The sequence below is a fragment of the Coprococcus eutactus genome (assembly GCF_025149915.1).
Classification (GTDB): domain Bacteria; phylum Bacillota; class Clostridia; order Lachnospirales; family Lachnospiraceae; genus Coprococcus; species Coprococcus eutactus.
The window spans coordinates 1633921-1657269 of record NZ_CP102278.1 but is presented as its reverse complement, the minus strand read 5'-3'; the positions used below and the strand labels follow the sequence as shown (position 1 = coordinate 1657269).

Here is a 23349-nt window from a genome sequence, read left to right as displayed (position 1 = left end):
GAGGCGAGGGAAGTGGCTGTAGATCAGACAGAAGCTATGATTGCTGCGATAAAAGCGCAGCTTGAGAAAGAGCGTGCTGCCGAGGCCGCAAAGAAGAAAAGAGAAGAGGAAGAAGAGTTTCTCAAAAATGGCGGCAAGAAGAAAGAGGCAGAGACTACAAAAAGCCAACACAAAACTTTGTCCAAAGAGGAGTTAGAGCGAATTGAAGCGAAACGACGTCGCAAGAGAGAGGAAGCTCTCGGCATCGTGAGGAAAGATGAGCCAGAGACATCTGAAGAGGACGAGAAGAAGGAAGAGGTCCAGAATGAGGGTGAAGGGCTGAAGCCTGATGATAAAGAGAAAAAGAAAGAAAATGGACCAGCGCCAAAACTTAGTCTTAATCTTGGTGGAATTGCCGATGATATGCAGGACGGTTTAGGTGGCATCGGCGGTGGTCTTGGAAGTAAAACGGAAGGCGGCCTTGGTAGCGGCCTTGGAAGTAAACCAGATGGCGGTTTAGGCGGACTCGGTGGCGGTCTTGGCGGCCTTGGAAGTAAGCCTGAGGGCGGTCTTGGCGGTGGACTTGGTGGTGGCCTTGGTGGTGGCCTTGGAAGCAAGCCAGAAGGTGGACTTGGTGGTGGTCTCAACCTTGAGGATCCAAATCGTGGAACAGTCAAGTCGAAAGGCGGAGAGAATATAATTCTTGATGATGAGGAGTCTGAAAATACAGAGGAAGAGACTCTCGAATGGGTAGAGAATAAGAACGCCAAGGTCAATAAGGTTAAATCACCGAAGGCTGGTAGTGATGCCAATGGTGATCTGTTCAGCATTCTTCCAGATAGAAATAAGCAGAATTCAGATGCTAAGTCATTATACGATTTCGATGATGACGATGATGATGACGACGATTTCCTTGGAGCTGGAATAAAGAATCTCTCAAATATTGATGAGGAGAGTCCTGAAGAGGTAGCAAAGAGGAAAGAAGCTGAGGAAGCTAAGAAGAAGGCGGAAGAGGAAGCTAAGAAGAAGGCTGAAGAAGAAGCCAAGAAGAAGGCAGAGGAAGAAGCTAAGAGGAAAGCCGAGGAGGAGAAGAAACGCAAAGAAGCCGAGAATGCGAGAAAGAAAGCAGCGGCTGAAAAGGCAAAGGCAGAGGCTGAAGCAAAGAAACAGCAGGCTATAGATGATGCCAGAAAGAATGCCGAAGAAGCAAAGAAACACGCTGAAACCTCCAGAAAGACTATAGAAGAGTGTGAAAAGTCTCAGAAGGATCTTGAGAAGCAGCTTGAAGAGTTCAAGATCAAGAAGGACAGTTATGATGCCAAAATGGCACAGGAAGCTGATGCCAAAAAGAAGAATGATGCTGAGCTTCTTGAGCGTGAAGAAAAAGAGCTCAAAGAGACTGTAGAAAAGCTTGAGAAAGAGATTGTAGATAGCAACGAGAAGGCAAAGAAGGAATCTGATAAGATACTCAGTGAGAGCGATCCTGATACATATAAGAATAGCATTATCACGGAGGCTCAGGCGGTTGCAGATAAAGCTATAAAGGTTCTTGCTGAGACAAAGAAGAACAATATTGACAAGAGTGCTGCCGAATTCAAGAAAGCAGTGGATGAGGATAAAAAGAAACTTGCAGATATTGAGATAGAAAAGAAGAAGGCTCTTGATGCTGCAAAGAAGAAACGTGCAGATGAAGAAGCCAGAGCTGCTAAGATAATTAAAGCTGCGGAAGAAGATAAGACCAAGGCAGGTACTATATTTAGTGAGTCAAAGAAAGCTGAGGAAGAGGCTGACGCAAATCTCAAGAACACAACTGAGATGGAAGAAAAGTCGCAGAAGACTCTTGATGATCTGAATAAGAAACTTGCAGATTCTGAAAAGTCTATCAAGAATGCTAAAAACAGCAAGAACGATGCTAATACCAAACTTGCAATTCAGAAAGAAGAGTTAAAGAAAGCGGAGAAAGCTGAAGAGGAAGCTGTAAAGGCTCTTGAGAAGGCTAAGAAGATAAAGGCGGATGTTCAGAAGAAGATTGCTGATAGCGAGGAGTTTATAAAGAAAACAGCTGAGTCTATCAAGTCTGCTGAAGAAGATTGTAAGAAGATATCTGCGGATGTCGTTGCTGCGAAGAAAGAGAATGAATCATTTAAGACCGCAAAAACGGAAGCTCAGGATGCACTTAATCAGGCCAAAAAGTCTCTTGTAGAGGCCGAAGATCTGCTCGCAAAGGCAGAAGCGTCAGCAGAAGAAGCTGAACAGATTGTTGAAGAGGCGAAGATATCAGAGGAAGTTGAAATACAGAATGCTGAGAGTCAGGCTAAGCAGAAGTCGGATAAGATTAGTGCGGATGCCAAGCTCCGTGAAGCTAAGCATGAGGCATATGTTGCGTCAGAGGATGAAAAGTACGCCAATGCTGAGGCTGGGGAACTTGAGAAGGTTCAGACTGCAGCTATGAAAGCTGATAAAGATGCTGCAGATATGAAGAACAAGGCTGAAGCGGATGCAAAGAAACTTCTTGATGATGCCAAGAAAAAAGAGTCTGATATAAAGAATAAAATTTCAGAGCTTAAGACAGAACAGGCAGAAAGAGTAGTTGCAAGAAAAGAGGCTGCAAAGCAGGCAAAGGCTGAAGCCGAGGAGAAGAAGAAGAAAGATTTGTCTGCAATAGATAAGGCTGAGGCGGATGTAAAGAAACAGCTCGATGACATAAAGAGTAAGGCAAGTGCAGCTGCAAAGGTTCTTGAAAAGGCAATAAAGAGAGAAGAAGAATACAGAAAGCAGGAGGAACTTCTTAAAGAGGGTAAGATCGAGGAAGCTGCGAATGTTATCACTCAGGATGAAGAGGCGACGATGGCAGCATCCATAAGTGAAGTAGTTGCTGCAAGACGCAAATCACTTCCGGCAGAGGCAAAGTATCTTTATAAGTATCTTGGTGTTGAACCTGCAGGGGCTCAGATCGTCAATGTGCTTCAGACACTTAAGGTAGACCCTAAGAGATCTAAAAATATTGTCATACTTGGACAGCACGGATTCGGACTTACAACCATAGGTGAGGATTTTGCCAAGTTCTATTATGATATGGGAATATGTAAGTCAGATGCTAAGGCTAAAGTTAAGGCAAAGGTCATAAACAGTGGTAAACTTGGTGGAGCCGTGGCAAAACTCAAGGGTGGATGTCTTATAATCGAGAGCGCAGGTCTTATAACTCCAGATAGATTTAAAGAAATGGTTGACATGTGTTCTCCGGAGAAGAATGATATCAAGATTATCCTGACTGGTGAAAAGACCGCACTCAGCAATATGCTTGCATCTAATATGACTCAGGCACGAGCTTTCAACAACCGTATTTATTTCGATCAGATTAACGAAAATGGTATGGTCAATGTTGCAGAGTGCTATGTTGAAGAGAAAGGATTCAAGCTTGAGAGTGGAGCAGATTCAGCCATAAAGAACCTTTTGATGGGAATGGAGTCCGGTAATATAGACAGACTTCTTGGTGCTATGGAAGATGCTATGAAGAAGGCTGAGAATAGGGATCCAATTGATAAAAAGGTTTTGAAAAAAGAAATAGTACAATAGTAATACAGACAGGTATGCTGTCGCTAAAGACAGAAATTTGTTGAAAAATAATATGCCAGTGCTTATAATATCAGTGTTATAAGTACTGGCATTAATTGTGTAAAGGAGATTTTGTATGCTTTCGACTGATATAGGAGTAGATTTAGGAACATCAAATGTATTGATAAGCGTCAGAGGCAAGGGGGTTGTTGTTAATCAGCCATCCGTTGTCGCATATGAAGTCTCCACGAAAAAGGTAATAGCGATAGGGATAAAAGCCAAGAAGATGATAGGTAAGACGCCGGAGAATATAGATGTTGTTAGACCGCTCAACAAGGGAGTCATATCCGATTATACGATTGCGGAGATTATGCTCAAGGCATTTATTAGAAGTGCCATGGAGAAGAGATCAGGTGTGGGGAGACCTCGTATATGTGTTTGCGTTCCAAGCGGTGTAACCGAGGTGCAGAGAAGGGCGGTTGAAGAGGCTGTATATAAGACAGGAGCAAAGACGGTCTACGTTATGGAAGAACCTCTTGCTGCGGCTGTTGGAGCAAATGTTGATATTCATGAAGCTAAGGGCAGCATGGTTGTAGATATAGGTGGAGGAACCACTGATATAGCAGTTATATCACTTGGAGGCGCGGTGGAGAGCAGTTCCATCAAGTACGCCGGTGATGATTTTGACAACGCTTTGGTCAGGTATGTCAGAAGAAAGTATAATCTGCTTATTGGCGATCAGTCTGCCGAGAAAGCAAAGATAGCTATAGGTTCTGTTATAGAACGTGAGGATGATATAGAATATGTGATAAAGGGACGTGACTTGATAAAGGGACTTCCTAAGGCGGTAACCATAACGGCAAACGAAACGGTGGCAGCCTTTGAGGAGACAACAAATCATATCCTTGGAGCAATCCACAATGTTCTTGAGACTGCACCGCCTGAGCTGGTGGCTGATATTGCTGTGTCGGGTATAGTTCTCACCGGAGGCGGGAGTCTGATATACGGCATGGACACTCTCATAAAGGAGAGAACCGGCATAGAAGCATACGTTTCTGAGAAGGCACTTGAGGCTGTTGCGCTCGGCGCTGGAATGTCGGTGGTCATAAACGAAAAGAAAGACGAATAAACTTATGGAAAAAGATTTTTTGCCGATCTGTAGGGATGATATGGAGAAAAGAGGATGGTCAGAGGCAGACTTTGTATTTGTCATAGGTGATGCCTATGTTGACCATCCATCATTTGGTCCGGCTATCATAAGCAGATTACTGGAAAGATATGGATATAAAGTGTGTATAATAGCCCAGCCTGATTGGAAAAACGACAAAAGCATTGATGTTTTTGGAAAGCCAAGACTGGGTTTTTTGGTGTGCGGAGGAAACATGGATTCTATGGTCAACCACTACTCCGTATCAAAAAAGAGAAGACAGAAAGATGCATATTCACCAGGCGGAGAAATGGGACTCAGACCTGATTATGCAACAACCGTGTATTGTAATCTTATCAGAAGAACATACAAGGATGTACCGATCATAATAGGTGGTATCGAGGCCAGCCTCAGAAGAATGGCTCACTATGATTATTGGTCTGACAAACTTAAACATTCCATACTTGTGGATTCCTCTGCTGATATTCTGTCATATGGAATGGGCGAACACAGTATGATAGAGATAGCTGAGGCTCTTGACAGTGGCATCAATGTCAGTGATATCACATATGTGAGGGGAACCTGCTATAGGACCAAGGATATATCAGGTGTTTCGGAGGATGCTATATTGCTTCCGGATTATGACAGCCTTACACGAGACAGACTGGAGTACGCCAGAAGCTTTTATACACAGTATATAAATACGGATCCATACTCTGCAAAGACACTAGTTGAAGGGTATGGTAACAGAGGATATGTGGTGCAGAATCCACCTGCTTACCCACTTACACAGATGGAGATGGATGATGTGTACGATCTTCCTTACATGAATAACTATCATCCCATATACGAGTCAAAAGGTGGGATTCCTGCAATCTCGGAGATCAAATTCAGTCTGACGAGCAATAGAGGCTGTTTTGGAGGCTGTAGTTTCTGCGCACTTACATTTCATCAGGGAAGAATCATCCAGACTAGAAGTCATGAATCCTTGATAAGGGAGGCTGAGCAGATGACGCACGATCCAGATTTCAAAGGGTATATACATGATGTAGGAGGTCCAACGGCGAATTTCAGACATAAGTCATGTGCAAAACAGGATAGATATGGCGTGTGTACAAATAAACAATGCCTTTTCCCAGAACCGTGTAGGAATCTGAAGGTTGATCACAAAGATTACATTGAACTTCTTAGAAAACTTGAGGCTATTCCTGGCGTGAAAAAGGTGTTTATAAGATCGGGAATCCGATTTGATTATGTAATGGCAGATAGCAGTGATGAGTTTTTGAAAGAACTCTGTGAGAAGCATATAAGTGGACAACTCAGGGTTGCCCCAGAGCATGTGTCAGACAATGTTCTGAAGATGATGGGAAAACCGAAGAATAGTGTATATGAGAGTTTCATAGCCAGATACCAGAAGGTGAATGCGCGTACAGGCAAAAAACAGTTTGTCGTGCCTTATCTGATGTCGTCGCATCCTGGCTCTACGCTTAAAGAAGCAGTGGAGCTTGCGGAGTATGTGCGGGATATAGGGTATATGCCGGAACAGGTACAGGACTTTTATCCAACACCATCGACCATTTCTACATGTATGTATTATACTGGAGTCGATCCGCGTACGATGCAGCCGGTATACGTGCCGCATAATCCGCATGAGAAAGCAATGCAGAAAGCACTCATGATGTATAGAAAGCCTGAGAATTATGACCTTGTAAAAGAGGCACTCATAAAAGCTGGAAGACAGGATCTTATAGGCTTTGATAAAAAATGTCTGATAAGGCCTAGAAAAATGGAAAACAGTTCAGGACATGAACATAGACCTTCCAAGGGTAGAAATCAGAGTAGAAATTGCGTATGTTCGAATAATACAAGGAAAAATAATACAAACAACAAAAATTATAAAGAGGCACCTCAAAAAAACAAAAAAATTAAAGATAATGTCAGATCTGTGGGTGAAAACAAAAGGCATAAAAGAAAATAAGCAGTAAATGGTGATATTCATTTTTGGTTGCGTGGTACATGCTTTTGTGCTAGAATTATGGCAGATTGTGTGAACCTTTAGATTGTCGTGTACTGTTTTGGGTGAACAACGTGAATATACAATATATGGCGATCAAAAAGATTTATTATATATGTAGTCTTATGTCACACTAAAATTTTTAAACAATATTTTTTAAAATGGAGGATTTGAAAATGGCAAAGAAGATTGTTTTAGCAGGCGCATGTCGTACAGCTATCGGAACAATGGGTGGATCACTCAGCACAACACCAGCTGCAGAGCTTGGTTCAATCGTTATCAAGGAGGCTATCAACAGAGCAGGAGTTCCTGCAGATCAGGTAGACCACGTATACATGGGATGTGTTATCCAGGCTGGTCAGGGACAGAATGTAGCACGTCAGGCTTCAATAAAGGCTGGACTTCCAATCGAGACAACTGCTGTTACAGTTAACGTTGTCTGTGGTTCAGGTCTTAACTGTGTCAACATGGCTGCACAGATGATCGAGGCAGGAGATGCTGATATCGTAGTTGCAGGTGGTATGGAGAATATGTCTATGGCTCCTTATGCTATGATGAAGGGCCGTTTCGGTTACAGAATGAACAATGGTGTACTTGTGGATACAATGGTAAATGATGCTCTCTGGGATGCGTTCAATGACTATCACATGATCAAGACAGCTGACAATATCTGTGAGCAGTGGGGTCTTACACGTGAGGAGATTGATGAGTTTGCAGCAAAGAGCCAGCAGAAGGCTGTTGCAGCTCAGGAGTCAGGTGCATTTGATGCTGAGATCGTTCCAGTTATGGTAAAGAAGAAGAAAGAGATGGTTGAGTTCAAGAAGGATGAGGGACCAAGACCTGGTACTACAGTTGAGACACTTTCAAGACTCAGAACAATCAATCCTAACGGATTTGTTACAGCTGGTAACGCTTCAGGTATCAATGATGGTGCAGCAGCTATCGTTGTTATGAGTGAGGAGAAGGCTAAGGAGCTTGGCGTTAAGCCTATGGCTACATGGGTAGCTGGAGCACTTGGCGGAGTTGATCCTTCAATCATGGGTATTGGACCTGTAGCTTCAACCAAGAAGGTTATGGCTAAGACTGGTCTCAAGATTGAGGACTTCGATGTTATCGAGGCAAACGAAGCATTTGCTGCACAGTCAGTAGCAGTTGCTAAGGAGCTTGGATTTGATGTTGACAAGCAGGTTAACCCTAACGGTGGTGCTATCGCTCTTGGACATCCAGTTGGAGCTTCAGGATGTCGTATCCTTGTTACACTTCTTCATGAGATGCAGGCAAAGGGTGCTAAGACAGGTCTTGCTACTCTCTGTATCGGTGGTGGAATGGGTTGCTCAACAGTCGTTAAGATCGAGGACTAATTCAAAGCGATATATATAATTCAAAACGGAGCTGACTACATTCCATGCAGCCAGCTTCTGTAAATCAGTATAAAAAGGAGATACATCATGGAGTTTGTAACATACGAACAGGATGGATACGTAGGAATTATCACAATCAACCGTCCAAAGGCTCTGAACGCACTCAATAGTGCAGTCCTTGAGGAGCTTGATGCTACATTCAAGGCAGTTGATCTTGATACAACAAGATGTCTTATTCTTACAGGTGCCGGCGAGAAGTCATTTGTTGCCGGAGCTGATATAGGTGAGATGTCAACACTCACAAAGGCAGAGGGAGAGGCCTTCGGCAAGAAGGGTAACGATGTGTTTAGAGCTATCGAGACATTTCCTATCCCAGTTATCGCAGCAGTGAACGGATTCGCTCTTGGCGGCGGATGCGAGATATCAATGAGCTGTGACATCAGAATCTGCTCAGAGAATGCAATATTTGGTCAGCCGGAGGCTGGTCTTGGAATCACACCTGGTTTTGGCGGAACACAGAGACTTGCACGTCTTGTAGGTGCAGGCATGGCTAAGCAGCTTATCTACACAGCAAGAAACATCAAGGCAGACGAGGCATACAGAATCGGTCTTGTGAATGCTGTTTATCCACTTGAGGAGCTCCTTCCAGCAGCTAAGAAGATGGCAGCCGGAATCGCAGCAAACGCTCCTATTGCAGTAAGAAACTGCAAGAAGGCTATTAATGATGGCTTACAGGTAGATATGGATCAGGCAATTGTTATTGAGGAGAAGCTTTTTGGTGACTGTTTCGAGACAGAGGATCAGAAGGCAGGAATGGGCAATTTCCTTGAGAAAGACAAGGAGAAGAAGCTTAAGGTTGTTCCTTTCCAGAATAAGTAATAATTAACAGTTCTGATATTAACATTTAGAATATGTGTCAGTTTTTCTGTGAAAAACTGACATGTAGCACCAGCCATTTGCCGTAGGTAAATTTTGTATGGCTGGTGTTCAACAGGGTGGGGAATCTGATAAAGGTAAACCATCCTAAATGTGTGATATAAGTATTATGGTAGCATGTTAAACGAAACGTATATGAATTTCTCATGTTTACCGGAAAAAAAGATTTAGGAGGACATAAAAATGAAGGTTGGCGTAATTGGTGCAGGAACCATGGGTCAGGGCATTGCTAAGGCATTTGCTCAGGTTGACGGATACGAGGTTGCACTCTGCGATATCAAGCAGGAGTGGGCTGAAGGCGGTAAGGACAAGATCGCTAAGGGTTATGCAAGACTCGTAGAAAAAGGAAAGATGACACAGGAGAAGGTTGATGGTATTCTTGCCAGCATCACTCCAGGTCTTAAGGAAGACTTATGTGCAGACTGCGACCTTATCGTTGAGGCTGCTTTCGAGAACATGGAAGTAAAGAAGACAACATTTGCTGAGCTTGACAAGATCTGCAAGCCAGAGTGTGTATTCGCTTCAAACACATCATCACTTTCTATCACAGAGATTGGAAATGGTCTTACACGTCCTATGATCGGTATGCATTTCTTTAATCCAGCTGACAGAATGAAGCTTATCGAGGTTATCGCAGGTGTTAATACACCAGCTGAGACTGTAGAGAAGATCGTTAAGATCTCAGAGGAGATCGGTAAGACTCCTGTACAGGTTAACGAGGCTGCTGGATTCGTAGTAAACAGAATCCTCATCCCAATGATCAACGAAGCTGCATTCATCAAGATGGAAGGTGTATCAGATATAGCTGGTATTGATGCAGCTATGAAGCTCGGTGCTAACCATCCAATGGGACCACTTGAGTTAGGTGATTTCGTAGGTCTTGATATCTGTCTTGCAATCATGGATGTTCTGTACAATGAGACAGGTGACAGCAAGTATCGTGCATGTCCATTACTTCGTAAGATGGTACGTGGTGGCAATCTCGGTGTTAAGAGCGGCAGAGGATTCTATATATACAATGCTGATCGTACAAAGACACCAGTTGATGCTCAGTAATAGTGCTAAGTAATATAATATATTTATGGAGGAATAATTAGAATGGATTTCGCTTTAGACAAGAAGTATGAAATGGCGCAGAATTTATTCAGAGAGTTCGCGCAGAATGAAGTAAAGCCTCTTGCTCAGGAAATTGACGAACAGCACAGATTTCCTAGAGAGACAGTTGAGAAGATGGCAAAGTATGGTTTCTTAGGAATTCCTGTTTCTAAGGAGTTAGGCGGACAGGGCTGTGATATTCTCACATATGCTATGTGCGTTGAGGAGCTTTCAAAGGTTTGCGGTACTACAGGTGTTATCGTATCAGCACACACATCACTCTGTGTTGATCCTATCGTAACATTTGGTACACCAGCTCAGAAAGAGAAGTATGTTCCTGATCTTGCTTCAGGCAGAAAGCTTGGTGCTTTCGGTCTTACTGAGCCAGGTGCTGGTACAGATGCTCAGGGACAGCAGACAAAGGCTGTACTTGACGGAGACGAGTGGGTACTTAACGGATCAAAGTGCTTCATCACAAACGGTAAAGAGGCTGACGTATATATCGTCATCGCCGTTACTGGTATCGTTGAGAAGCGTGGCAGAAAGATGAAGGAGATATCTGCATTCATCGTAGAGAAGGGTACACCTGGATTTACATTCGGTACAAAGGAGAACAAGATGGGTATCTGTGGTTCTTCAACATATGAGCTTATCTTCACAGACTGCCGTATTCCAAAGGATGCACTTCTTGGACAGAAGGGTAAGGGATTCAATATCGCTATGCATACACTTGACGGTGGACGTATCGGTATCGCTGCTCAGGCTCTCGGTATTGCAGAGGGCGCTCTCGAGACAACAGTTAACTATGTTAAGGAGAGAAAGCAGTTCGGCAGATCAATCGCTCAGTTCCAGAATACACAGTTCGTTCTTGCAGATCTTGCAACAAAGATCGAGGCAGCTAAGCTTCTCGTATACAAGGCAGCAAGAAAGAAGGATGAGTACCAGAGCGGTGCTAAGGTTTCTTACTCAGTAGAGGCAGCTATGGCTAAGCTTTACGCAGCTGAGGTTGCTATGGAAGTTACTACAAAGTGTGTTCAGTTACACGGTGGTTACGGTTACATCAAGGAGTACGATGTTGAGCGTATGATGCGTGATGCTAAGATTACAGAGATCTACGAGGGAACTTCAGAGGTTCAGCGTATGGTTATTTCTGCAAACTTATTAAAGTAATATAGGAGGTACTTAACGTGAAGGTTATAGTTTGTATAAAGCAGGTACCTGATACAAAGGGTGGAGTACAGTTCAACCCAGACGGTACATTAAACAGAGCAGCAATGCTTACAATCATGAACCCTGATGATAAGGCAGGACTTGAGGCTGCACTTAGATTAAAGGATCAGTATGGTGCAGAGGTAACAGTTCTTACAATGGGTCTTCCAAAGGCTGCTGATGTTCTTCAGGAGGCAATTGCTATGGGAGCTGACAAGGGCGTTCTTGTAACAGATCGTGTACTTGGTGGAGCTGATACATGGGCTACATCAACAACAATTGCCGGAGCTCTCAGAAAGCTTGATTACGATCTGATCATCACAGGTCGTCAGGCTATCGATGGAGATACTGCTCAGGTTGGACCACAGATCGCTGAGCATCTTGGAATTCCTGTAATTTCATATGCACAGGAGATCAAGGTTGACGGAGACGCAGTTATCGTTAAGCGTCAGTATGATGACGGATATCATATGTTAAAGGCTAAGATGCCTTGCCTTGTAACAGCACTTTCTGAGTTAAATGAGCCAAGATACATGACTCCGGGTGGAATCTTCGATGCAGTTAATGCAGAGATCACAACACTTGGCAGAGCAGACCTTGTTGATGTTGATGATTCAAACCTCGGTCTTAAGGGCTCACCTACAAAGATTGCTAAGGCTTCAGATAAGGTAAGAAAGGGCGCAGGCGAGAAGGTTGTTCCTGATTCTCCAGATGAGGCAGTTAGCTATATTGTTGGCAAGTTAAAGGATAAGCATGTAATCTAATATAGTAAAGGAAAAGTGGTGAATAAAATGGGCGCAATGAACGCAGAAGAAATGAAGAACTACAAAGGCGTATTTGTCTTTGCACAGCAGGTAGATAATAAGTTAAGTGGTATTTCTTTCGAGCTTATCGGCGAAGGAAAGAGACTTGCAGAAAAGCTTGATGAGAAGGTAACTGCAGTACTTATCGGTTCAGATGTTAAGGGTCTTGTAGATGAGCTTGCAGAGTACGGCGCAGACAGAGTTATCGTTGTTGACGATCCAGAGCTCAAGGATTACAGAACAGAGCCATATGCACACGCACTTGCATCAGTTATCAATGAGTACAAGCCAGAGATCGTTTTAGTTGGTGCTACAGCAATCGGTAGAGATCTTGGTCCAACAGTTTCAGCTAGAGTTGCTACAGGTCTTACAGCAGACTGTACATTACTTGAGATCGGTGATTTCCCTCTTGTTGCACTTCCAAATCAGGAGCAGAAGCACAATCAGCTTCTTATGACACGTCCTGCATTCGGTGGTAACACAATTGCTACAATCGCATGTCCTGACAACCGTCCACAGATGGCAACAGTTCGTCCAGGTGTTATGCAGAAGCTTGACAAGGTAGCTGGTAAGAAGGCAGAGGTTATCGAGTATAATCCAGGATTCGTACCAAACAACAAGTATGTTGAGATCCTTGAGATCTCAAAGGCTATCTCAGATATCAAGGATATCATGGATGCTAAGATCCTTGTTTCAGGTGGTCGTGGAGTTGGCTCAGCAGAGAACTTCAAGCTCCTTGATGATCTTGCAGAGGTACTTGGCGGACAGGTATCATGCTCACGTGCAGTTGTTGATTCAGGCTGGAAGCCAAAGGAGCTTCAGGTTGGTCAGACTGGTAAGACAGTACGTCCACAGGTATACTTCGCAATCGGTATTTCAGGTGCTATCCAGCACGTAGCTGGTATGGAAGAGTCAGACATCATCGTTGCTATCAACAAGGATGAGGATGCTCCTATCTTTGATGTAGCTGACTATGGTGTAGTTGGAGATCTCAACAAGATCGTTCCAGCTCTTACAGAGGCTATCAAGGCAGAGCTTGCTAACAAGTAATTAACAGGCTGTTTGCTATATAGATAATTTTGAAATTATCAACTATGAGAAAAACGCTTCGCGAGTTTCTCAAGTTATCGCGGCAGTCGCCAAGGTCTCGTGCAAGCACGGACTTTGGCTCGTTGCTCGCGTAAATTATAAAGTCCCCCTCTTGGATTTGATGTTCAAGAGGGGGACTTTTTGACGTGGAAGATTTTGATGTGGAAGATTTTGCCATGGAATTTTTTGGAGAGTAGATTACATAGCTAACAATAATGGCTTGTTTTTGTATTTTGGTTAGTTTTAGGCGTATTTTCCACAAAATTATCTCTTTTTAATCAGTTTCATAGGAAATGTGACAATATCATGTAAGTTTGTATCTTTTTGCATTATATTTTGGATTTGGGTACAATTTTGTGCTCTAAAAAATAAAAAGGCAAAAATAAAAAACAAAAATCTGCAATTCTGTTACAATCAGAAATTGGGAATCCAATACAAGTGTATTGTAAATAATACAAAAATAATGTAATATTAATTAGTTTGAATATAGTAGATAAAGAGAGTATGCATGTGAAGATAGGTACAGTACATGCGAAAGCAAGTGCAAATGAGGATAAACACAAATGGCAGGTACAGTAAGTACGGTATGCACAGTAGTAGAACATGCAGAAGAGAGGTACATATGAAAGAGAAAGATAGCGTTATTGATAACGTAAAATCAGCTGATAGCAGGAAAACATCTGATAAAAAAATAATATCTGATAATAAAACAATGTCTGCTACTGGAAAGCCGTCCGCTGGCGAGAACAGAGAGAATAAGATGGGCGTGATGTCAGAGGGAAAGCTTCTGATGTCCATGTCGTTGCCTATGATAATATCCATGTTGTTCCAGGCTATGTATAATGTTGTAGATAGTGTGTTTGTATCAAGGTTCAGCATGGATGGTCTTACTGCTGTGTCCACTGCATTCCCGATACAGAATCTGATGATAGGGGTTTTCTCGGGACTGGGAGTCGGTTTTAATGCGTTTATATCTAAGGCCCTTGGTGAGAAGAAGTTTGACAGGGCAAATGAGGTTGCCAGACAGGGAATATTCCTTGAGGCGATAGGATATGTGATATTTCTGATAATAGGACTATTTTTTGCAAGAACATTTATGGTGAGCCAGACAGGTGATGCGCAGGTTATCCAGTACGGAACGGAATATCTAGAGGTGTGCTGCTGCTGTGCTTTTGGTATAGCTTTCCAGATGACATTTGAGAGACTCTTGCAGTCCACAGGTCGTACAATGTACAGTATGATAACTCAGATACTTGGTGCTGTCATCAATCTTATACTTGATCCTATCATGATATTTGGACTCCTTGGATGCCCTAGGATGGGTGTTAAGGGGGCGGCCATCGCGACAGTATGTGGTCAGTGCATAGCTGGAACTTTGGCTATGATCTTCAATATCAAGAAGAATCCGGATCTCCATATCACTCTGAGGAAATTCAGACCACATGGAGAGATAATTGGCAAGATACTCGGCGTTGGCGTGCCGTCGGTTATCATGGTTGCAATAGGTTCTGTGATGAATTATTTTCTGAATCTTATACTGTTTTCGTTCTCCAAGTTGGCAGTTGCTGTATTTGGAGCTTACTTCAAGGTTCAGAGTATGGCGTTTATGCCTGTGTTCGGATTAAATAACGGGATGATACCGATAATTTCATACAACTATGGAGCGCAAAGACCGGACAGGATGAAGAGAACTATGAAGCTGGGAGTTATGGTGGGCTGTTCCATTATGCTGTTCTGCCTTGTTATCATGCAGGCATTCCCTGGACAGATACTCAAGATATTTGATGCCACAGATGATATGCTGTCCATGGGAATCCCTGCTGTCAGGATCATGAGCACAGCGTTTATATTTGCGGGATTTTCAGTAACATGTTCTGGAATGTTCCAGGCCGTTGGAAAGGGTGTATACAGTATGATAGTGTCCATGGCGAGACAGCTCTTTGTCATACTTCCTGTAGCGTATTTCCTTTCAAAGGCAATGAACAGTGTGAATGGCGTGTGGACGGCGTTCCCTATTGCAGAAATCTTCAGCGTAATTATATCAACATTTCTTCTTCTAAGAGTGTATAAAAAGATAGTAAAACCTTTGGAAAGAGGACAGATAGAGTAAAATAAGAGAATGATATACGGAGGAAATGCAATAATATAGACATAGCGCGTGGCATTTGTATTGTGATAGAATACTATATAGTAGTATAGTTTTCATATGATGAACGCAGTTTTGCATTTGTCGCAAATAGATGGCAGAAAAGAAATGGAAAGAGAGCGGATATGGGAAAAATGATATATATGGATCATGCGGCAACAACGGCGGTGAGACCTGAAGTGCTCGATGCCATGCTGCCTTACTTTACAGAAAAATATGGAAATCCCTCAGGCGTGTATACATTTGCGTCCAAAAATAAGGACGTAATAAATGTGGCAAGGGATATAATTGCCGATTCCCTTGGGGCGAAGCCTGAGGAGATCTACTTCACCGGGGGAGGCTCTGAGTCGGACAACTGGGCTCTTAAGTCCGTTGTTGAAGCCTTCCAGGATAAGGGAAAGCATATAATCACAACCAGGATAGAACACCATGCCATTCTTCACACATGCCGGTATCTGGAGAAGCTGGGTTTTGATGTGACATACCTTGACGTGGACGAAAAGGGGCTGGTGAATACGGATAAGCTGAAAGCAGCCATAAGACCAGACACAATATTGATATCTGTTATGGCAGCCAACAATGAGATAGGAACCATAGAGCCAATCAGCAGAATTGGAGCCATAGCACATGAACATGGAATTCTGTTTCACACGGATGCAGTTCAGGCGTATGGACAGATTCCGCTTGATGTAAATGCCATGAATATAGATTTGCTCAGCAGCAGCGGTCATAAGCTTAATGGTCCAAAGGGAATCGGATTTCTGTATATACGGAGTGGAATAAAGCTTGGAAGCTTTATACATGGAGGCCAGCAGGAGCGTGGGCGTCGTGCTGGAACTGAGAATGTACCGGGAATCGTTGGAATGGGCAAGGCTGCCGAGCTTGCGGTTCTATCTATGGAAGATAGAATGAAATGGGAGACAGACATAAGAGATCATATGATTCATAGAATCTTGTCGGAGATACCATATTCAAGGCTGAATGGACATGAGAAAGACCGACTTCCTAACAATGTGAATGTGAGCTTTCAGTTTGTTGAAGGAGAAACGATCCTTATCATGCTTGATATGGTGGGAATATGCGCTTCTGCAGGCTCTGCATGCACATCAGGTTCTGTTGATCCATCACATGTACTGACAGCTATCGGTCTTCCGAAGGAGATATCACATGGTGCTGTTAGACTTACACTTGGATATGAGAATACCATGGACGAGGCAGATGCTGTGGTAGATAATCTCAAGAGGATTGTGGAAAATCTCAGAAAGATGTCACCTGCATATCAGGATTTTGTCAGTAGAAATAAATAATTTGCAAAATACATGCTCTTGAACATAATGCAGGATAAAAGATAGCATTAAAATAAAAATATACTACAGTTATTATTTATTATAAAGAGGAAATGAAGTTGATTGATACAGATAAGAAGACAGTATGTGTAGGTATGTCGGGCGGAGTTGATTCGTCGGTTGCCGCACTTTTGCTCAAGGAGCAGGGCTACAATGTAATAGGAGTTACCATGCAGATATGGCAGGACGAGGACAGGGACGTGGTGAGTGCCCATGCTGGATGCTGCGGGCTGTCAGCAGTTGACGATGCCAGACGTGTGGCGTCGCAGCTCGATATTCCGTATTACGTTATGAACTTCAAGGAAGAATTTAAGAAGTACGTAATAGACTATTTTGTGGACGAGTATAAGCATGGCAGAACCCCGAATCCATGTATCGCCTGCAACAGATATGTAAAATGGGAATCGCTGCTCACAAGATGCATGGCGATTGGTGGTGATTATATAGCCACAGGTCATTATGCAAGAATAATCCAGCTCCCAAACGGCAGGTATACTCTCCAGGAGGCCAGGGGAATAGATAAGGATCAGACATATGCACTCTACAATCTCACCCAGGAACAGCTTGCCAGGACTCTCATGCCAGTTGGAGAATACAGCAAACCTGAGATCAGAAAGATCGCAGAGGATCACGGACTTATGGTGGCTCACAAGCCGGACAGCCAGGATATATGCTTTGTGCCAGATGGAGATTACGCCGGTTATCTTGAGAACGAAGCAGGACTTAAGGCGGTTCCGGGAGATTTTGTAGACATACATGGCAATGTGATCGGAAGACATAAGGGAATCATACACTACACCATAGGACAGAGAAAAGGACTTGGACTTGCGATGGGACATCCGGTATTTGTGGTGGACATCATACCTGAGACAAATCAGGTTGTGATAGGAGAGAACGGAGACGTATTCTCAGAGAGGCTCACATGCAACAGACTGAACTTCATGTCCATAGCGGATCTCACAGAGCCTATGCATGTCAAGGCGAAGATCAGATATAACCACAAGGGAAGCATGTGCACGATCAGGAAGATAGATGAAGATCTGGTTGAGGCGGTATTTGACGAACCGGTCAGAGCTGTGACAAAGGGACAGGCAGTTGTATTCTATGAGTGTGACCATGTGCTTGGCGGCGGAAGTATCTGCTGATCACAGCGGATTGAATTCCGGCTTTCTGTTCTTGAAGGTGCAGTAATATCTGTAACCGAGTGATGTGAGGGCATCCCTTGCATATGTCTCAAAATCATAGCACAGATATTCGGGCTTGTGTGCATCAGATCCCACTGTGATGATCTCACCACCCATATCCTTGTAGAGTTTCAGGATATCCATATGAGGATGTGCGTAACTCATATTCTTGTACAGACTTCCAGTATTGATCTCTATACCTTTTCCCTTTGGGATGATTTCCTTGAAAATCTGTTCAAATACTTCCTTATAATCTGACATCCTGAAGATCTTCTCGCCTGATGGGCAGTATCTTACTACGTAGTCAAGATGACCATATACGTCAAAGTCATCTATCAGAGTCACATTCTCAAGAATGGACTCAAAGTAATCACGTATACCTTCTATCTCTGTACGTCCCTCATAGTAAGCTGGATAGTATGGGTCGAGGCCCCTGACAAGGTGTGATGATCCTATGATAAAGTCCAGTTCATTTTTGTATTTATCAGCAATGTCCCTTGCCTTGCCGGCAACCGTATTCATGAGACCGAGTTCCACGCCGCTTCTCACGTCAATCCGATCTCCGTATCTGTGTCGTATTTCGTCTATCGCAGCAAAGTACGAATCGAAATCAAGCTGGAAGTCAAAACCGTCCTCCGGATTGATAGGAAAGTCTATATCGTGGTGATCTGTCAGACAGATCTTTGGAATTCCAAGTTGTATTGCCTTCTGGATTATACTGTCCAGTGGAGCGGAAGAGTCGCTGGAGAACTCCGAATGTATATGCGAATCACAGATGATCATTTTCTGTATACCTCCGTTTATAATCATTGCGTTTCATATTATAACATAAAACACTGAAAAAAATATATAAAGTAAAGCTGTTGAGTAATCTTATTATTATCAAATTGTAGTAGAAACATTTTTTCTATAGTCTCAGCCCATTAGTATAATTTGTTAAAACAAATTTGTCTATTTTGGATATATGATAACTAAAAAAATGAGATTAAGGCTTGAAATTTATACCTAAAGAATGTATGATTAGCTTGTGTATTTAACACGATTTATTTGCTACGTTCCCGCGTAGCAGATTGATAAATACTTTTATTATATTTCAAAAACCTAGGAGGAATAAAAAATGGCAGTAAAAGTAGCAATTAACGGTTTTGGACGTATTGGTCGTCTTGCATTCAGACAGATGTTCGGTGCAGAGGGTTATGAAGTTGTTGCAATCAACGATTTAACAAAGCCTTCAATGCTTGCAGATCTTCTCAAGTACGATACAGCACAGGGTGGATACTGTGGCAAGATCGGTGAGAACCTTCACACAGTTTCAGCTGATGATGAGGCTAACACAATCACAGTTGATGGAAAGACTCTTACAATCTACAAGGAGGCAGATGCAAACAACCTTCCTTGGGGTAAGATCGGTGTTGATGTAGTTCTTGAGTGTACTGGTTTCTACTGCTCAAAGGAGAAGTCAATGGCTCATATCAATGCAGGTGCTAAGAAGGTTGTTATCTCAGCTCCAGCTGGTAATGATCTTAAGACTATCGTATTCTCAGTTAACCAGGATACATTAACAGCTGATGATCAGATCATCTCAGCAGCTTCATGTACAACTAACTGTCTTGCACCAATGGCTAAGGCTCTTAATGACTATGCTCCAATCCAGTCTGGTATCATGTCAACAATCCACGCTTACACAGGCGATCAGATGATACTTGACGGACCACACAGAAAGGGCGATTTAAGAAGAGCTAGAGCAGGTGCTGCTAATATCGTTCCTAACTCAACAGGTGCTGCTAAGGCTATCGGTCTTGTTATCCCAGAGTTAAATGGCAAGCTTATCGGATCAGCTCAGAGAGTTCCAGTTCCAACAGGTTCAACAACAATCCTTACAGCAGTTGTTAAGGGTGCTGATGTAACAGTTGATGGAATCAACGCTGCAATGAAGGCTGCTGCTTCAGAGTCATTCGGTTACAACACAGATCCAATCGTTTCATCAGATGTTATCGGTATGAGATATGGTTCATTATTTGATTCAACTCAGACAATGGTATCAAAGATCGCTGATGATTTATATGAGGTTCAGGTTGTTTCATGGTATGACAATGAGAACTCATACACAAGCCAGATGGTTAGAACAATCAAGTACTTCGCAGAGTTAGCATAAGTTATTTCAAGCTATAATTAGCTTTTATAATGTAAGCTCATTTAAAAGTATTTATTAGACCTAATAGAGGGTCCGGTCTCCAAGGACCGGGCCCTTTTTTCTTCGTAGAAAGCAATTATGCGTTTCTATGTTCCCGCATAAGAGCGGGTAGGTAGTTGGGCAGAGGACAACTTATAGTTTTCTGTTCTATAACATTATTTAGGAGGAATTAGAAATGTCATTAAACAAGAAATCAGTAGATGATATCAATGTTAAGGGCAAGCGCGTGCTTTGCAGATGCGACTTCAATGTACCATTAAAGAACGGAGAGATCACAGACGAGAACAGACTCGTTGCAGCTCTTCCTACTATCAAGAAGCTTATCGCTGATGGTGGAAAGGTTATCCTTTGTTCACACCTTGGAAAGGTTAAGACAGAGGAGGACAAGCAGACTAAGACTCTTGCACCGGTTGCTAAGAGACTTACAGAGCTCCTCGGACAGGAAGTTAAGTTCGTACCAAGCCTTGAGGTTGTTGACGATACAGTTAAGGCTGCAGTTGACGCTATGAAGGACGGAGAGGTTATCCTTCTTGAGAATACTCGTTTCAGAGCTGAGGAGACAAAGAACGGAGAGGCTTTCTCTAAGGATCTTGCAAGCATCTGTGATGTATTTGTAAATGATGCATTCGGAACAGCTCACAGAGCTCACTGCTCAAACGTTGGTGTTGCTGGACTTGTTGACACAGCAGTAGTTGGTTACTTAATGCAGAAGGAGATCGACTTCCTTGGCAATGCAGTAGAGAACCCAGTTAGACCATTTGTAGCTATCCTCGGTGGTGCTAAGGTTGCTGACAAGCTCAATGTTATTTCAAACCTTCTTGAGAAGTGTGATACACTTATCATCGGTGGTGGTATGGCTTACACATTCCTTAAGGCTAAGGGATATGAGATCGGTAAGTCACTTGTAGATGATTCTAAGATCGATTACTGTAAGGAGATGATGGCAAAGGCAGAGAGCCTTGGCAAGAAGCTTCTTCTCCCAGTTGATACAGTTATGATCGAGGATTTCCCTAATCCTATCGACGATCCAAGCATCAAGACAGAGATATTTGACGCTGACAAGATGCCTGCAGACAAGGAAGGCTGTGATATCGGACCTAAGACTATCAAGCTTTACTCAGACGCAGTTAAGACAGCTAAGACAGTTGTTTGGAATGGACCTATGGGTGTATTCGAGAACCCTGTACTTGCAGCTGGTACAAAGGCAGTTGCAGCAGCACTTGCTGACACAGACGCTACAACTATCATCGGTGGTGGAGATTCAGCAGCAGCTGTTAACCAGCTTGGTTACGGTTCAAAGATGAGCCACATCTCAACAGGTGGAGGAGCTTCACTTGAGTTCCTTGAGGGTAAGGAGCTTCCAGGTGTAGCAGCAGCTAACGACAAGTAATTTATATATCGTATAGATATAAAGATTATAACGGTGGATGCCGGCAGAGTCTCTGACATGTCCGGCGTTCATCAAAAAAATACATTATAAGAGGTAGATTGCAATGGCAAGAAAGAAGATTATTGCAGGTAACTGGAAGATGAACAAGACTCCTAGCGAGGCTGTTGAGCTTGTTAACCTGTTAAAGGACTTAGTAAAGAATGATGACGTAGATGTAGTATATTGTGTACCAGCTATCGATATCGTACCTGTTGTTGAGGCAACAAAGGGAACAAACGTAGCTGTAGGTGCAGAGAATATGTACTTCGAGGAGAGCGGAGCTTACACAGGTGAGATCTCAGCAGCAATGCTTGTAGATGCTGGTGTTAAGTACGTTATCATCGGACATTCAGAGCGTCGTGATTACTTCAAGGAGGATGATGTTCTTCTCAACAAGAAGGTTAAGAAGGCATTTGAGGCTGGTATCACACCTATTCTTTGCTGTGGTGAGTCACTTGAGCAGAGAGAGCTCGGTGTTACTATGGACTGGATCCGTCTCCAGATCAAGTCAGACCTCGCTGGCGTAACAGCAGATCAGGTTAAGTCAATGGTTATCGCTTACGAGCCAATCTGGGCTATCGGAACAGGTAAGACAGCTACATCAGATCAGGCACAGGAAGTATGTAAGGGAATCCGTGATCTCATCGCTGAGATCTACGATACAGATACAGCTGAGGCAGTAAGAATTCAGTACGGCGGTTCTATGAACGCTGGCAACGCTGCTGAGCTCCTTGCAAAGCCAGACATCGACGGTGGTCTTATCGGCGGTGCTTCACTCAAGGCTGATTTCGGTCAGGTTGTAAATGCCGGAAAGTAATTTTAAACAGGCCAAAATATATTAGTTTTAGATTAAATCTGATATAGAATATTGAAAGGGATTATCAAGTGCTTTATCACAAGGTAATCCCTTTTGTTTACGCTTAGAAAAACAAGGTGGTATATTTCAGGAACTAATTATTGTTTTTATGAAATGGGGTTTGCCTGAAATTTATATTTCTATAGTTCGCAGGTGTTAGACCAGTATGTATTTTGAACTGTTCGGTAAAATAACTCTGACTTGGAAATGCGAGAGTCTGTGCTATCTGGGCAGGGCTATAATCAGAGTACATGAGCATGTTCCTTGCAGTATCAAGTTTTAGCATTTTTATATAATGTCCGATATTATCTCCGGTCTCTTTTTTGAACAGCCTTGACAGGTATGACGGGGTGAGATTGACACGTTTTGCCAGAAGTTCAACAGTGATCCTAGTATGCAGATGATCGTATATGTAGTCTATGCATTCTGCGACCGGTTTGGAGCATATGGAATTTTTCTTAAGGTTTCGCATTTTTTTTGCATAGTCGATGCACATGAACGCATGTAATTCAGATATATCCTCCACAGACTTCATTGTATCTGACTTTTTTATATAAAAATCACTGAGATTGTAAGCAGTTGCCACATCGAGACCACCTTCAATACAGTATCTTGCAACAAGGGCTGTTGTTATGACAAAATGATATCTTATGTTGTTGACCGGTTTTTCAGATAGTAAGCCGAGTCCTTTTTTATCCTTAAGTGGTGAGGCTTTACACAATTCTTTAACCAGTTCTGTATCTCCATTTTGTATTATTGAGTAAAATTCAAGTTCAGGGTTATAGGGCGCTCTGTTGGTTGAATCTTCGCGCCTTATAAATTCCTGGTAGAATATTTCCTTTGAGTATTTCATATGTGTATAAATCCTTTCTAGTAAATTGTGTCAGGGTAAAAATTTATATGTTATCAAAAGTTTATAAAAGTCTTACTTTACAACTCCTCTATAATATATCATGTAAACGATATAAAAAGCAATAAAACGATATATGGCAAATGGATAAGATGT

17 protein-coding genes are annotated in these 23349 nt (G+C 42.8%); 15 read left to right on the top strand and 2 right to left on the bottom strand.

Going from position 1 to position 23349, the window contains the following annotated elements:
• Positions 1-12 precede the first annotated feature (12 nt).
• The 12 genes from NQ536_RS07105 to mnmA all read left to right on the top strand — a co-directional run bounded on the left by NQ536_RS07105 (position 13) and on the right by mnmA (position 17825).
• Positions 13-3555 carry a hypothetical protein gene (locus NQ536_RS07105; RefSeq protein WP_227909648.1) on the top strand — a complete coding sequence of 1181 codons (3543 nt, stop codon included), beginning with the start codon at positions 13-15 and terminating at the stop codon, positions 3553-3555.
• A gap of 115 nt (positions 3556-3670) precedes the next feature.
• Positions 3671-4663 (top strand): rod shape-determining protein, encoded by a 993-nt coding sequence (gene mreB, locus NQ536_RS07100; RefSeq protein ID WP_004852944.1) that lies wholly within the window; start codon positions 3671-3673, stop codon positions 4661-4663.
• Between the two features lie 4 nt (positions 4664-4667).
• On the top strand, positions 4668-6659 hold the full coding sequence (locus NQ536_RS07095; protein WP_004852942.1) for a YgiQ family radical SAM protein: 1992 nt from the start codon (positions 4668-4670) through the stop codon (positions 6657-6659).
• A 212-nt stretch (positions 6660-6871) separates the two neighbouring features.
• Positions 6872-8056, top strand: a complete 1185-nt coding sequence (locus NQ536_RS07090; protein ID WP_044998303.1) for an acetyl-CoA C-acetyltransferase — start codon at positions 6872-6874, stop codon at positions 8054-8056.
• Positions 8057-8143: 87 nt separating this feature from the next.
• Positions 8144-8935, top strand: coding sequence for an enoyl-CoA hydratase-related protein (locus tag NQ536_RS07085; protein WP_004852940.1), 792 nt, complete (start codon positions 8144-8146; stop codon positions 8933-8935).
• 240 nt (positions 8936-9175) lie between these two features.
• A complete protein-coding gene (locus tag NQ536_RS07080; protein WP_004852936.1) occupies positions 9176-10048 on the top strand; it encodes a 3-hydroxyacyl-CoA dehydrogenase family protein in 873 nt (290 codons plus the stop codon).
• Between the two features lie 42 nt (positions 10049-10090).
• Positions 10091-11257, top strand: coding sequence for an acyl-CoA dehydrogenase (locus tag NQ536_RS07075; RefSeq protein ID WP_004852934.1), 1167 nt, complete (start codon positions 10091-10093; stop codon positions 11255-11257).
• A gap of 17 nt (positions 11258-11274) precedes the next feature.
• On the top strand, positions 11275-12060 hold the full coding sequence (locus NQ536_RS07070; RefSeq protein ID WP_004852933.1) for an electron transfer flavoprotein subunit beta/FixA family protein: 786 nt from the start codon (positions 11275-11277) through the stop codon (positions 12058-12060).
• Positions 12061-12087: 27 nt separating this feature from the next.
• Positions 12088-13149: an electron transfer flavoprotein subunit alpha/FixB family protein gene (locus tag NQ536_RS07065; protein ID WP_004852932.1), complete on the top strand. Its 1062-nt coding sequence runs from the start codon at positions 12088-12090 to the stop codon at positions 13147-13149.
• Between the two features lie 661 nt (positions 13150-13810).
• Complete coding sequence (locus tag NQ536_RS07060; protein WP_004852927.1) at positions 13811-15298, top strand: MATE family efflux transporter; 1488 nt, start codon at positions 13811-13813, stop codon at positions 15296-15298.
• 161 nt (positions 15299-15459) lie between these two features.
• A complete protein-coding gene (gene nifS / locus NQ536_RS07055; protein WP_004852925.1) occupies positions 15460-16641 on the top strand; it encodes a cysteine desulfurase NifS in 1182 nt (393 codons plus the stop codon).
• A gap of 92 nt (positions 16642-16733) precedes the next feature.
• Positions 16734-17825, top strand: coding sequence for a tRNA 2-thiouridine(34) synthase MnmA (gene mnmA, locus NQ536_RS07050; RefSeq protein ID WP_004852924.1), 1092 nt, complete (start codon positions 16734-16736; stop codon positions 17823-17825).
• Here the strand turns inward: mnmA and NQ536_RS07045 are convergent, their stop codons facing one another.
• On the bottom strand, positions 17826-18647 hold the full coding sequence (locus tag NQ536_RS07045) for a histidinol-phosphatase HisJ family protein (RefSeq protein ID WP_044998299.1): 822 nt from the start codon (positions 18645-18647) through the stop codon (positions 17826-17828).
• Between the two features lie 334 nt (positions 18648-18981).
• Here NQ536_RS07045 and gap point away from each other — a divergent pair, with 334 nt between their 5' ends.
• The 3 genes from gap (at position 18982) to tpiA (ending at position 22304) form a co-directional block, all read left to right on the top strand.
• Positions 18982-20019 (top strand): type I glyceraldehyde-3-phosphate dehydrogenase, encoded by a 1038-nt coding sequence (gene gap / locus NQ536_RS07040; protein ID WP_004852921.1) that lies wholly within the window; start codon positions 18982-18984, stop codon positions 20017-20019.
• 214 nt (positions 20020-20233) lie between these two features.
• Entirely contained in the window at positions 20234-21448 is a 1215-nt protein-coding gene (locus NQ536_RS07035; RefSeq protein ID WP_004852918.1) for a phosphoglycerate kinase, read from the top strand.
• 103 nt (positions 21449-21551) lie between these two features.
• Positions 21552-22304, top strand: a complete 753-nt coding sequence (gene tpiA / locus NQ536_RS07030) for a triose-phosphate isomerase (protein WP_004852916.1) — start codon at positions 21552-21554, stop codon at positions 22302-22304.
• Positions 22305-22437: 133 nt separating this feature from the next.
• Here the strand turns inward: tpiA and NQ536_RS07025 are convergent, their stop codons facing one another.
• Complete coding sequence (locus NQ536_RS07025) at positions 22438-23196, bottom strand: helix-turn-helix domain-containing protein (RefSeq protein WP_004852915.1); 759 nt, start codon at positions 23194-23196, stop codon at positions 22438-22440.
• Positions 23197-23349 lie beyond the last annotated feature (153 nt).